Here is a 12,072-nt window from a genome sequence, read left to right as displayed (position 1 = left end):
GCGGCAGCCATCGCCGGGAGCAGTGGTTGGGTAGCCAGCAGGAAACTCAACATGCCACTTAGCAAACGCTGGGAGAAACGAACCTGATCCTTTTTCATCATCCTTGTTCCTTAAAATGCCACCGCAACGCGGTAATACACATTGAGATGATCCGGTGCCAGCCAGCCCGGATAATTCACCGGTGTTCCTACGGTAAACTGACTGGAGAACCAGCGCCCTGAGCTGGTTAATCCCAGCGCGGCCCCCCACAACGTGCCAGAGGCATACCTGTCAACGCTATCTTGTTTCAGCCAGCCGCCGTCGAATGCCGCTATCGCGCCAATCTGTCCCAACACCGGCAGCGTAAAAAGCGAGTAATTCACTTCGTTGCGCCAGTAGCCGCCGTTATCTCCTGAAATGTATTGTTCTTTATAGCCGCGTACCGATGTTTCACCGCCCAGCGTCAGCCGTTCGCTGCCGTAAAGGCGGTCCGGTGACCATTGAAAATAGAGGCTGCTCAGCCACCACAGTTTTTCTGTCAGCGGGCGCTGAAAACTGCCGCTGACGCTCCATTTTCGAAATTCTGCCTTTGGCACATCACCTTGTTTATCATTGTCATCCTCTGCGCCAAACCACGGCACGCCCTGGGTGAATGTGGGGTTAAACGTCGCAACGCCGGACGCAATTTTTTGCGTATGGTTGATACCCAGCGAAACGCTGGAAAGCTTGCGGCTACTGGTTTCCAGCAGCACATCGTTCAATCTGTTACGGTTGATTCGATGCGTGAGACCCAGCGATGCTGCGGTTTTGATATCACCGTTGCGAAACAAAACCCAGGAGCCGGTCAGACGATGGGTTTCACTGTCACCAGTGGAGCGCCAGGCATAGCCATTGTTATTAATGGTGCTGAGATAGTTACTCCAGCTGTAGCTGTAATCCAGCAATCCGTAGCCGTAAGGAACACTCACACCAGCAGCAACGTTCTGCGCATCTTTACTGCTCGAAAAATCGCTGCTACGCCCGCCGCTGATAAACCATTTATCCGCCAGCCCAAGCATATTATTGAAAAATAATGCCCCGCTTAGTTGTCCGGTTCCGGTACTCTTTTGTCCGCTGTTATCAAAACTGACGGAGCCGTTAACGGGGAATTCAGGCGTGGCGCTCAGATTAACTATTGATAACCCCTGCTGGCTGCCCGGCAAAATTTCAATTTCCACCGGAGTCTGGCGAACCCGGTTCAACTGCTCCATACCCTGTTCAATGTCACGCAGATTGAGAATCTTTCCTTCCAGCCCAGGAAAGATCATTTTCAGCGTGCGCGATGGGACACCTTCCAGACGTATTTGCTGCAATTTTCCCTCAAGCACCGCAATGTGCAGCACCCCAGAGGAGAGATCCTGTTCGGTTAAAAAGGCACGACTGGTGATGTAACCTCGGCTGATATACCAGTCGGAAATTGCATTTGTCAGTTCCGTCAGGCGAGAAATATCCAGGCATTGATTCACCCACGGCGCGGTAAGCTTTGCCGAGGCAGCGACGGACAACTTCGTTGCGCCGTCAATATCAATGCGCGAAATCATAAAACATGGTCCTTCAGTCCGGGCTGGCGTTTCCGGCGTGACGGCTTCGGGCAGCGTAACGCTACGCTCCAGCTCTTCACGCTGGCGCTGGTTTTCATTTAGTAGCTGCTGTTGTTGCTGCTGAATGGTATTACGATCCGCAGGAGAGAGTAGTGCGGCAGAAACCGTTGTGAACGGCAAAACTAACATCCCAATCAGTAATGCCAACTTTCTTTCATCCCTGAACTTCACCCTACCCCCCAAAAAGTACGAAACCGAACCTGGCTATACGACTCTTGCCAAAAAAGCACAAAATGCAAACAAAAGTAAAGGCAATAAATGCGTTTTCACTTTATTCCTATTGCATTTCAGGATTTTTTATATTCTTAAGTTAAATTACTCTATTGGCCCAATCCCATAGCTAGTCGCCCATTTGCATGAAGATCGCGGGGATGAGTATGTCGCGCACGTCGTGCCGCATGGGTGACGTCTGCGAAGTTTTCTTCCAACTGCTCGCACCCTTAATATCAACATTGCTTATTATTGCCACTTATTAATGTTGATATTTAATTAATGTTGTCAAACAGCAAATCGAGAATACTTTCGTCTCGCAAAGCGCCAGCACCTTGATTCAAATCATAAAGAGTTTTCTTTGTAAAAATTCCAATGAGAGCTTTTTGAGTCAGGATATACTATTTGCACCTGTAAAAAGTAAGGTCACGTTGCCTTATCATCTACGTGATAAATCAGGATTATCCCATGCCCCGGAATATAACGAAATTAAGAGTGCTCAGGAGAAGAAGATGCCTGAATTAACACCTTTTAAGGTGATGATTGTTGACGACCACCCACTCATGCGGCGAGGAATCAGTCAATTACTGCAGCTGGATAACGCATTTGACGTAGTTGCCGAAGCCGGCGATGGCGCAAGCGCTATCGATCTGGCAAACCGTCTGGATCTTGATGTGATCCTGCTGGATCTCAATATGAAAGGCATGAGCGGACTGGACACCCTGAATGCGCTGCGCCGGGATGGCGTCACAGCGCAAATTATTATTCTTACCGTTTCGGATGCCGCCAGCGATGTGTATGCCTTAATTGATGCCGGCGCGGATGGCTATTTGCTTAAAGACAGCGATCCTGAAGTCCTGCTGGAAGCCATTCGCGCTGGCGCAAAAGGAGGTAAAGCCTTTAGCCAACGCGTCAGCGATTATCTGCGGGAACGGGAACTGTTTGGCGCCGAGGAAGATCCGTTCAGCGTACTCACCGAACGCGAGCTGGATGTGTTACATGAACTGGCTCAGGGATTATCGAATAAACAGATTGCATCCGTACTGAATATTTCCGAGCAAACGGTGAAAGTGCATATCCGCAACCTGCTGCGAAAACTTAACGTCCGCTCTCGCGTTGCCGCCACCATCCTGTTTTTACAAACACGCGGCATGCAGTAATCAGATATTGCCCGATGGCGCTACGCTTATCGGGCCTACAAGTCACGTGCATCAGTAGGCCGGATAAGACGCTTTGCGTCGCCATCCGGCATCTTCCACTCTTACTTCTCCTGCGGCGTTAGCTGCTCCATCGCCTGTTTGATGCTGCGCTCAATTACCGCCCGACGGGTATCATTGGCCGGTAATAATTTCAGCATCATCTCCCACGCCGCAACCGCCTCGCCAAAGTGCTGCTGTTCAAAAGCGTTAAACGCATACATGCTTAGAACCCGCACGTTGGCATGTTCGCCGCGTACCAGTTGGCGTAGCAGCTCCCCTCCCCGACGGTTATCGTCAGGATCGGAAGAACGGGTCAGCGCTTCCGCATAGCCCAGCGCAGCATCGCTGTTTTTCGGATCCAGTCGATAAGCATTGGCATAGGCTTCAGTGGCCGTACTGGCATTACCGAGAACCATGCCTATGCGACCAAGCATAATCCAGCCTTCAACGTTTCCGGCATCGGTTTGCAGCCGGGTGCGTAATCCCAGCGCCAGGCGCGTCATATCTTCTTCATTGAGCGGATCAGCTTTTGGATCCAACGCCCGCTCCAGCAGCGCCGGGGCCTGTGCAGTCGCCTGCTGCCAGACCTGAACCTGCTTATAGTTGCCGGTTTCATAATAGCTCACTGCGCCAACCCCCAGCGCCACCACGATGCCGGGCACAAACAACCCGAATCCACCGCGCTTGCCATCCGGGATAACGTCGTCAGGAAACGCTTCCTGTTTCACCCGGACACGTCGGCGAGTACGGGCGAAAATAATCCAGCCGCCCAGACCAATCGCGACCACCGGCATCACCCACAAAAGCACAGTAAGCGGCGTCAACGGCGGATCGTAAGTGACGAAGTTGCCGTAGCGCGCCACCATGTAGTCGACAATCTCTTTCTGACTTTTTCCTTCCTGCATCAGTTCGTACACTTTCTGACGCAGGTCGGTGGCAATCATCGAGTTAGAATCGGCAATACTGTTGTTCTGACATTTAGGACAGCGCAACTGTTCGGTAAGCTGACGGAACTGCTGCTCCTGCGCTTCATCCTTAAACTGCATCACATCGATGGTCGCAAGCGCGGATCCCGAGATAACCAGCATCAGCAGGCCCAGTAAAAATCTCATTGCGCAGCCTCCTTACTGTACTTATCCCACAACGGTTTGATCTCGCTCTCCCACACTCTGGCATTCAAATCACCGGCATGGCGATAGCGAATAATACCTTTACCGTCGATCAGAAACGTCTCCGGCGCGCCGTACACGCCAAGATCCAGACCAAGCATACCGTCGCCGTCAAACAGGCTTAATGAGTAAGGATTGCCCAGCTCTTTCAGCCAGACAATGGCTTTCTGACGATCGTCTTTATAGTTCAGACCCACCACCCGCACGCCCTGCGCAGACAGCTGATTCAGGTACTGATGTTCGGCGCGACAGGTCGGACACCAGGTCGCCCAGACGTTCAGCAGTACCGGTTTGCCCTGGGTCAGCACATCGGCCTGATAATGCTGACCCGGATTTTCCAGCGACTCCAGGCGGAATGTCGGAACGGGTTTGCCGATCAGCGCCGACTCCAGATTAGTGGGATCGTCCCCCTGAGCGTTACGCGCCAGCTGCCACAGCAGCGCCGCCGCAATAATCAGAAAAATAATAAATGGAATTAACAATGCATTGCGCTTCATACAGCCTCCTGCGCGTTTTTTTGCGCAGCAGCACGAGGACGCGTGCGCTGGCGATAGCGTGGATCAAACAGGCAGAACAACCCGCCCAGCGCCATCAGCAACCCTCCGGCCCAAATCCAGCGAATAAACGGTTTATAGTACAGACGTACAGCCCATGCGCCGTTATCCAGCTCTTCGCCCAGCGCAGCGTACAGGTCACGCGTGAATCCGCCGTCAATTGCCGCTTCAGTCATCATTGAACTGGTGCTGTTGTAAAAGCGTTTTTCCGCATGCAGCGTCGCTTCCGGCTTGCCGTCACGGGTAACGCCAATAATGGCGACACCGCCCCGGTAGTTAGGTCCGGTAATATCTTTCACTTCGCGGAACGTGAACTGATAGTTATGGATACTGACGCTATCCCCCGCCTTCATGCGCACATCACGTTCAACGCTGTAGTTCTGGCTAAAGGCAATACCGACGATGGTAACAGCCAGTCCTACGTGACCTGAAACCATGCCCCAGTAGCTCGGCGTCAGCTTCGTGCCGCGCGAAATACGCAGGAACGCCTCGGACATCGCCAGCACGAATATCCAGCATGCCATTGCCATACCCACGACCGTCATGGCAGCGATGCGGTCTTCAAACAGCCACGGCAGCAGCAGTGACAGTACCAGCGTGGTGACAAACGCGACAATCAGTAGCGTTTTCAGCTTGCGCGGTCTGTCACGGCCCCAGCGCACTAATGGCCCTATTCCCAGCAACAGCGCAAACGGCGCCATCAGCCAGGTAAACATGGTATTGAAGAATGGCTCGCCAATCGAAATACTGCCCAACCCCAGCTGTTTGTGCACCAATGGCAACAGCGTGCCCAGGAGCACCACCAGCATGGCAGCAATCAGCAGCACGTTATTACCCAACAGCAGCGATTCACGCGACCACAGCGCGTTATTAACCCGTGAGCGGACCTTGTGACCGCGCACAGCAAACAGCAGCAGGGAACCGCCGATAACCAGCACCATGAAGGCCAGAATAAACATCCCGCGTGACGGATCGGAGGCGAAGGCATGCACCGACACCAGCACGCCAGAGCGCACCAGGAACGTCCCTAACAGGCAAAGCGAGAAGGCGCAGATTGACAGCAGCAGCGTCCAGGCTTTAAAGCTGGCACGCTGTTCGGTGACCGACAACGAGTGCATCAGCGCCGTTCCCACCAGCCATGGCATAAACGAGGCGTTTTCAACTGGATCCCAGAACCACCAGCCGCCCCAGCCCAGCTCGTAATAGGCCCAGGCGGAACCGAGCACAATACCCAGCGTCAGGAACACCCACGCCGCCAGCGTCCACGGACGCGAAAAACGGGCGAAGGTACTGTCCAATCGGCCACTCATCAACGCGGCAATCGCAAACGCAAAGGCCACGGAGAAACCGACATACCCCATGTACAGCAACGGTGGGTGGAAAATAAGCCCAGGATCCTGCAACAGCGGATTCAGGTCGCGGCCTTCAATAGGAAAATCTGGCAACGTGCGGGCAAACGGATTGGAAGTAAACAGGATAAACAGCAGGAAGCCAACGCTGACCATGCCCATCACCGCCAGTACGCGGGCGACGATATCCAGCGGCATCCGCTGGCTGAACAGCGCCACAGCGAACGTCCAGCCGCTCATCAGCAACACCCACAGCAACAATGAGCCTTCATGCGCGCCCCATGTCGCGGCGACGCGATACCAGACCGGAAGTTGCGTATTGGAGTTGCTGGCGACATAGGTCACGGTAAAGTCATTAACCACGAAGGCGTTTACCAGCACCAGAAACGCACCCATCACACAGATAAACAACACCCAGGCAAAGGGTCGCGCAGAGGCCATCATCCGGACATCGCCACGCGCAACACCCCACAGCGGATAAACCGACAGCAACAGTGCAACGCCAAGCGCAAGGCACAACAGCGCGTTGCCAATTTCAGGCATCATGACGTTTTATCCTTATAAACACTTTCCGGACGACGATGGTTTTCCTGCATCGCTTTTTCGACTTCCGGCGGGGTGTAATTTTCATCATGCTTGGCAAGGACCTCTTTGGCCTGCACATGATTTCCCTGATCCAGTTCTCCCTGAACAACGACGCCCTGCCCTTCACGGAACAGATCCGGCAGGATACCTTCATAGGTCACATCCACCACGCCTTCGGCGTCATAGATGCTGAAGTTAACTTTCAGCGACTGCGGATCGCGCTTTACGCTACCGGGCATAACCATACCGCCAACGCGCAGGCGTTGACCGACTTCCGGCATCTGCTGAGTTTCGCGCTTGCCGTAGAGTATTTCTCCCGGCGTATAGAACAGATCGATATTGGAACGCAGCGCATAGAGCACCAGCGTGATGGTCAAAGCCAGGCCCGCCAGCACCGCACAGGCTATCCATAGCCGATTTTTACGTCGAATATTCACGCCGCCTCCCGTTGCACTTGCGCTGCACGCATACGCGCTTCTCTCGCCCGCTGCTGCGCCACACCGCGTAAGATTGCGCGATGCTGTAGTGCAGAATGCAGCACCAGCACCAGCAACGGAATTACACTCATGGCCACGGCCAGCCAGACATATAAGGCGTAACCGCCCATCGCGAAAAAATCACTCCATGATGCAAATGCAGGGGTCATTGGCGGCCTCTTTTTAAGATCAGTTCACTCACCCACGGGCGGCGTTTTTCCATCAATAAAATCAGATTACGCATGCGCATCAGCGCCAGCGTGACAAACAGGAGCAGATAGCCGACGATCGCCAGGCGCAGTGGCGTACGCATCGCCGGATCAATACTTTGCTGCATGCGGGTCGACCCCTGATGCAGCGTGTTCCACCACTCAACCGAGTAGTGAATAATCGGTAAGTTCACGACACCAATCAGCACCAGAATACCGGCAGCGCGCCCCGCCAGGCGGCGGTCATCAAAGGCATGCCACAGCGCAATGGCGCCAACGTAGAGAAACAGCAGCACCAGTTCAGAGGTGAGTCGGGCATCCCAGACCCACCAGGTCCCCCACATCGGTTTGCCCCATGCGGAACCTGTCACCAGTGCAATAAAGGTAAACACTGCGCCAACTGGCGCCATCGCCGCCAGCGCCAGATTGGCCATTTTCATCTGCCAGACCAGGCCGATAAACGCGGCAACCGCCATTGATGCGTAAATGCCCATCGACCAGATTGCCGCCGGGACGTGCAGATAGATAATGCGATAGCTCTGCCCCTGCTGATAATCCGCTGGCGCGAAGCCAAATCCCCAAACCCATCCTGTTACCAGTACCACTGCGCTGGCAATCGCCAGCCATGGAATAAACCAGCCACAGACCTGATAGAGACGTGGGGGCATCGCCAGTTGATGAAGTGTTTTCCACATAGTTCAGTCACCAGACTCAATAAATTAGTAAATTTCCGTTTTACCGGAGGGCGGCTTCGCCTTGTCCGGCACAAGTCATATCTGCGCTATTGCACGCTGATACGTAACGCCGCCGCCGTCGCAAAGGGACTTAACGTGGCGCTTCCTACCAGCAACGCGCCAAGAATCGCCATGTACCCTTCAACGGGTAAGTGCATCGAGGCGGCGTCCATCGCAGCGGTCGCAAAAATCAACAATGGAATGGTTAGCGGGAGTACCAGCACGCTCAACAGCACGCCACCGCGTTTTAACCCCACCGTCAATCCCACGCCCGGTGCGCCGAGAAAACCCAGCGTCGGCGTTCCAAGCAGCAACGTCAGCGCCATAATTTGCCAACCGTACATATCCATTCCCAGCAGCAATGCCACCAGCGGCGAGAGGATCAGCAGCGGCAAACCGGTTACAACCCAGTGCGCCATCACCTTCGCCAGCACCACGGCCGGTAGCGGCAATGGCAGCAGCATCAATTGTTCGAGGCTGCCATCCTGTAAGTCATCCCGGAATAAACGTTCCAGCGCCAGTAATGAGGCCAGCAATGCGGCAACCCAGATAATGCCCGGTGCGATGCGCGCCAGCAGCTGTGGCTCCGGCCCAATGCTCAGAGGGAACAACGTGATAACGATCAGGAAAAACCATAACGGATTGGCGATCTCTGCACTATGACGGAACGCAACCCGCAGTTCTAAACGGAAGATTTGCCACATCATTGCGCGGCCCTCTCGCTGGTCAGCGCAATACGTCGAACTTTATCGGTCTCAACACCCAGAGGCTGGTGCGTTGTAAGGATCACAATACCACCCTGCTCTGTATGCTGTGCCATGCGCTGAGTCAGTCGCTCAACGCCGTGCACATCAATTGCCGTAAAGGGTTCATCGAGGATCCACAGTCGCGCGCGGGTCAGCCAGAGGCGAGCCAGTGCCACGCGCCGCTGTTGTCCGGCGGAGAGTTGATTAACAGGAATATCTTCATATCCGGCAAGCCCTGCCTGCGCCAGTGCCGCCAGACAGTCGCCATCGTGATGGAAAAATCGCAGATTCTCCAACGCCGAAAGCCGGGTTTTTATCCCCGGCTGATGTCCGATCCACAGTAGTTCCTGATGGTAGCTGTCCCGCACCTGGTGCAGCGATTTCCCTTGCCAGCAAACCTCTCCGGCGTCAGGACGAGCCAGCCCGGTAAGCAACCGCAGCAGGGTGGTTTTCCCTGCGCCATTGCTCCCGGTAATTTGTACCCATTCCCCTGCATTGACGCGAAATGACAGATCGCTAAACAGTATTCTGTCATCTCGCTCGCAGAGCAGTTCTCTGGCCTCAAGCATCCTGATTATTTACATCCTGTTAAAAGCCCGGTTTGACTTCGCGCATATCAGGCAGTTTGTGCGCTATCCCTTTATGGCAGTCAATACAGGTTTGCCCTTCTTTCACGGCCTGATCATGCATTTTAGCCGCTACGCCTTTCTGGGCGGTTAAATCCATAAACTCGAAGTTGTGACAGTTCCGACACTCTTGCGAATTATTGTCTTTCATACGCCGCCATTCATTTTGCGCCATCGATAAACGGTGGTCTTCAAATTTTTGCGGTGTATCTATTAACCCCAGTGCTTTCGCGTACAGCTCCTTGCTGGCCTTGATTTTGCGGATCATTTTCGGCCCCCACTCATGAGGGACGTGGCAATCAGGGCAAGTCGCGCGCACACCGCTGCGGTTGTTGTAGTGTACGGTTTCCATGTATTCCTGGTATACCGTGTTGCGCATTTCGTGACAGCTAATGCAGAACTCTTCAGTATTGGCCTTTTCCATACCGGTATTAAAGCCGCCCCAGAAAATAATGCCGCCCACAAAGCCGATTAACAACAGCGTGCCGAGCGCCAGACGGCTGGGGCGACGCCACCATTGCCAGACGCGCTTAATCCAGCCTGGTTTACGGTTAGAATTTTCCATAATGACCTCTTATTTCCCGTAACCTTTCGAGGGGGTGAAGGTATTTTCAACAATCGGCGCGGCGTCAGCCTGCGGGACATGACACTGCAGACAGAAGTAACGACGCGGGGCGACTTCAGCCAATACCTTGCCGTTGCTGTCCATAAAGTGCGTCGGGCTGATGCGCGGTGCACCGGTGGTGCGGTAGCTTTCAACACCGTGACACTGCAGGCAACGGTTGGTATTGGTCGTCACCTGGTAACCGTCAACACTGTGCGGAACCATCGGTGGCTGATTCACATAATTCAGCGGCATACGCTCCTGCTCTTTCGGCATGCGAATCGCCCCTTCCTGTGTCCCTGAGACCTCCGGTGACTGGCTCAGATCCACTCCGTTTGCAGCCCAAACGGCCCCACTGACTACCAGGGCCAGCGCGGCTGTCCATTGACTCAGCGCTTTAATCAGGTCATGGCTTTTCATTGTTTCGCTCCCGAACTCCATCGCATTTACACTTCATCCTTTAAGCTGCCTCTTTGTTGGCTGCGCTCCGAAACCCCAGTCACATAGTTACTATGCTCCTGGGGAATTTCTCGCTTGCCGCCGCGATGCATCTCAAATGATTTTGTGTATCGTTATTGTAAAAACATCCTCAGAACAGACATCCACACAGCGACCGCAGGCCATGCAATCGCGACTGGTCACCTGCACCGGGCTTTGCTCATCCAGCACCGGCGCACGTAGCACATGCGGTTCCGGGCAAACATGAAAACAATCCATACAGCGGTTACATCTCTTACGTTCTTTTGCTGATACGGTTATTGCACCTTTACTGCCCAATGCGCCATACAGCGCACCCAGGGGGCAGAGATGTCCGCACCAGCCATGCTCAACGACCAGTAAATCAAATAAAAACAGCGCGAGAATAAGCAGCGCACCGCTGCCAAAGCCCATGACCAGGCTACGTCCCAGCAAAGAAACCGGGTTTATCCACTCCCACAGCAGCGTTCCTGTCAGGGCAGAACCGACCAGGATAACCACCAGCAGGACGTACCGTATATGGCGCGGCAGGGTCGCAGACTGATTCAGGTCAAACCTTCTGCGCAGCCAGCTCGCCAAATCAGTCACCGGATTCATCGGGCAGACCCAACTGCAAAACAGTCGCTTACCTGCAAGGGCATACAGAACCGTAATAATGGCGGCCCCTGTTAACGCGACTGTTGCTGGCAGGTGCCCGCTGGCCAGGCTTTGCAGGGTAATGAGTGGGTCGGTTAACGGAATGGTATCCAGCAACAGGCTGCTACTGTAATTACCATGCAGGATCCACACGCCAAGCCACGGACCGCTGAGGAACATCGCCAGAACCAGGAACTGGCTCAGGCGACGCAACACCAGCCAGCGATGGCTCTTCCACCACCCTTTTTTCGCTTGTGCTTCACGCCCCGCATCACGTTTACGATTTGCCATTGTTCCCCTCCAGCCAACCGAAGCGGTAATGGTGTCCTAACTCCCCTTTCGCCAGCGACAGCGGCAGCACTTTTATTGCCGGCTGCTCCAGTACGCAGACTTTTTCGCATTTCCCACAGCCAGTACAGGCATCGCTGTGCACGGTCGGAATAAACCGCGCATGCTTACCAGTACGCATGTTGCGGTCCAGCTCCAGGGTGATAGCCTCATCGATTTTCGGGCACTCGCGATAGCAAACGTCGCAGCGTAGCCCCTGATAGTTGAGGCAGTTTTCGTGATCCAGCAGAACCGCCAGTCCCATACGCGAATCGTCAATGGATGCAATTTCCCTGTCCAACGCGCCGCTGGGGCAGACTTTGGCGCACGGAATGTCTTCACACATTTCGCAGGGGATGTCGCGAGCGACAAAATAGGGTGTTCCGGCCGCCAGCCCGGAGGCCAGCGTTGCCAGTTTCAGCGTGTCATACGGGCAGGCCTGGACGCACTGGCCACAGCGCACACAGGCGCTGGCAAATGCGTCTTCACTCAGAGCCCCAGGCGGGCGCAGCCGCACGCCGGTTGCGCGTGCGGTTTGCTGTTGCAACCCCA

At 54.5% G+C, this 12,072-nt stretch carries 14 protein-coding genes; 1 reads left to right on the top strand and 13 read right to left on the bottom strand.

The annotated features are described in order from the left end of the window. Nucleotides 1-110: 110 nt before the first annotated feature. Entirely contained in the window at nt 111-1,748 is a 1,638-nt protein-coding gene (locus FDX03_RS05125; RefSeq protein ID WP_170973090.1) for a ShlB/FhaC/HecB family hemolysin secretion/activation protein, read from the bottom strand. Nucleotides 1,749-2,341: 593 nt separating this feature from the next. On the opposite strand from FDX03_RS05125, the gene narP reads away from it, so the two are divergent. Continuing rightward, nucleotides 2,342-2,989, top strand: a complete 648-nt coding sequence (gene narP, locus FDX03_RS05120) for a nitrate/nitrite response regulator protein NarP (RefSeq protein WP_137345558.1) — start codon at nt 2,342-2,344, stop codon at nt 2,987-2,989. 101 nt (nt 2,990-3,090) lie between these two features. Here the strand turns inward: narP and FDX03_RS05115 are convergent, their stop codons facing one another. The 12 genes from FDX03_RS05115 to napG form a co-directional block, all read right to left on the bottom strand. After that, nucleotides 3,091-4,140, bottom strand: coding sequence for a cytochrome c-type biogenesis protein CcmH (locus tag FDX03_RS05115; protein ID WP_137345557.1), 1,050 nt, complete (start codon nt 4,138-4,140; stop codon nt 3,091-3,093). Then, nucleotides 4,137-4,694: a thiol:disulfide interchange protein DsbE gene (dsbE, locus tag FDX03_RS05110; RefSeq protein ID WP_003834613.1), complete on the bottom strand. Its 558-nt coding sequence runs from the start codon at nt 4,692-4,694 to the stop codon at nt 4,137-4,139. The genes FDX03_RS05115 and dsbE overlap by 4 nt, the downstream gene beginning before the upstream one ends. Then, nucleotides 4,691-6,646, bottom strand: coding sequence for a heme lyase CcmF/NrfE family subunit (locus tag FDX03_RS05105; protein WP_137345556.1), 1,956 nt, complete (start codon nt 6,644-6,646; stop codon nt 4,691-4,693). Before FDX03_RS05105 ends, dsbE begins: the two co-directional genes overlap by 4 nt. Beyond that, nucleotides 6,643-7,122, bottom strand: a complete 480-nt coding sequence (gene ccmE / locus FDX03_RS05100; RefSeq protein WP_005129319.1) for a cytochrome c maturation protein CcmE — start codon at nt 7,120-7,122, stop codon at nt 6,643-6,645. Before ccmE ends, FDX03_RS05105 begins: the two co-directional genes overlap by 4 nt. After that, nucleotides 7,119-7,331 carry a heme exporter protein CcmD gene (ccmD, locus tag FDX03_RS05095; protein ID WP_005129320.1) on the bottom strand — a complete coding sequence of 71 codons (213 nt, stop codon included), beginning with the start codon at nt 7,329-7,331 and terminating at the stop codon, nt 7,119-7,121. The genes ccmE and ccmD overlap by 4 nt, the downstream gene beginning before the upstream one ends. After that, on the bottom strand, nt 7,328-8,065 hold the full coding sequence (locus FDX03_RS05090; RefSeq protein WP_061068190.1) for a heme ABC transporter permease: 738 nt from the start codon (nt 8,063-8,065) through the stop codon (nt 7,328-7,330). The genes ccmD and FDX03_RS05090 overlap by 4 nt, the downstream gene beginning before the upstream one ends. 86 nt (nt 8,066-8,151) lie before the next feature. Next, nucleotides 8,152-8,811 carry a heme exporter protein CcmB gene (gene ccmB, locus FDX03_RS05085; protein ID WP_005129323.1) on the bottom strand — a complete coding sequence of 220 codons (660 nt, stop codon included), beginning with the start codon at nt 8,809-8,811 and terminating at the stop codon, nt 8,152-8,154. Further along, nucleotides 8,808-9,425, bottom strand: coding sequence for a cytochrome c biogenesis heme-transporting ATPase CcmA (gene ccmA, locus FDX03_RS05080; RefSeq protein WP_086523394.1), 618 nt, complete (start codon nt 9,423-9,425; stop codon nt 8,808-8,810). Before ccmA ends, ccmB begins: the two co-directional genes overlap by 4 nt. Nucleotides 9,426-9,438: 13 nt before the next feature. Further along, nucleotides 9,439-10,041, bottom strand: coding sequence for a cytochrome c-type protein NapC (napC, locus tag FDX03_RS05075; protein ID WP_005129332.1), 603 nt, complete (start codon nt 10,039-10,041; stop codon nt 9,439-9,441). A 9-nt stretch (nt 10,042-10,050) separates the two neighbouring features. Next, nucleotides 10,051-10,500, bottom strand: a complete 450-nt coding sequence (napB, locus tag FDX03_RS05070) for a nitrate reductase cytochrome c-type subunit (protein WP_048212558.1) — start codon at nt 10,498-10,500, stop codon at nt 10,051-10,053. A gap of 132 nt (nt 10,501-10,632) precedes the next feature. Further along, nucleotides 10,633-11,484, bottom strand: coding sequence for a quinol dehydrogenase ferredoxin subunit NapH (gene napH / locus FDX03_RS05065; RefSeq protein WP_048211126.1), 852 nt, complete (start codon nt 11,482-11,484; stop codon nt 10,633-10,635). Next, nucleotides 11,471-12,072: ferredoxin-type protein NapG (napG, locus tag FDX03_RS05060; protein WP_249356993.1), on the bottom strand; the 602-nt coding region annotated here is incomplete at its 5' end. The genes napG and napH, both read right to left, overlap by 14 nt.

The organism is Citrobacter sp. wls827 (assembly GCF_005280875.1).
GTDB lineage: Bacteria > Pseudomonadota > Gammaproteobacteria > Enterobacterales > Enterobacteriaceae > Citrobacter > Citrobacter youngae.
Note: the sequence above shows the minus strand (reverse complement) of the source record. Positions and strands in the feature narration are given on the sequence as shown.

Coding starts and splice junctions, on each gene's coding strand:
- ccmB (WP_005129323.1), bottom strand. CDS start 8,811: ATGATGTGGCAAATCTTCCGTTTAGAACTGCGGGTTGCGTTCCGTCAT.
- ccmD (WP_005129320.1), bottom strand. CDS start 7,331: ATGACCCCTGCATTTGCATCATGGAGTGATTTTTTCGCGATGGGCGGT.
- napB (WP_048212558.1), bottom strand. CDS start 10,500: ATGAAAAGCCATGACCTGATTAAAGCGCTGAGTCAATGGACAGCCGCG.
- FDX03_RS05125 (WP_170973090.1), bottom strand. CDS start 1,748: ATGTTAGTTTTGCCGTTCACAACGGTTTCTGCCGCACTACTCTCTCCT.
- napC (WP_005129332.1), bottom strand. CDS start 10,041: ATGGAAAATTCTAACCGTAAACCAGGCTGGATTAAGCGCGTCTGGCAA.
- napH (WP_048211126.1), bottom strand. CDS start 11,484: ATGGCAAATCGTAAACGTGATGCGGGGCGTGAAGCACAAGCGAAAAAA.
- dsbE (WP_003834613.1), bottom strand. CDS start 4,694: ATGAAGCGCAATGCATTGTTAATTCCATTTATTATTTTTCTGATTATT.
- narP (WP_137345558.1), top strand. CDS start 2,342: ATGCCTGAATTAACACCTTTTAAGGTGATGATTGTTGACGACCACCCA.
- FDX03_RS05105 (WP_137345556.1), bottom strand. CDS start 6,646: ATGATGCCTGAAATTGGCAACGCGCTGTTGTGCCTTGCGCTTGGCGTT.
- FDX03_RS05090 (WP_061068190.1), bottom strand. CDS start 8,065: ATGTGGAAAACACTTCATCAACTGGCGATGCCCCCACGTCTCTATCAG.
- FDX03_RS05115 (WP_137345557.1), bottom strand. CDS start 4,140: ATGAGATTTTTACTGGGCCTGCTGATGCTGGTTATCTCGGGATCCGCG.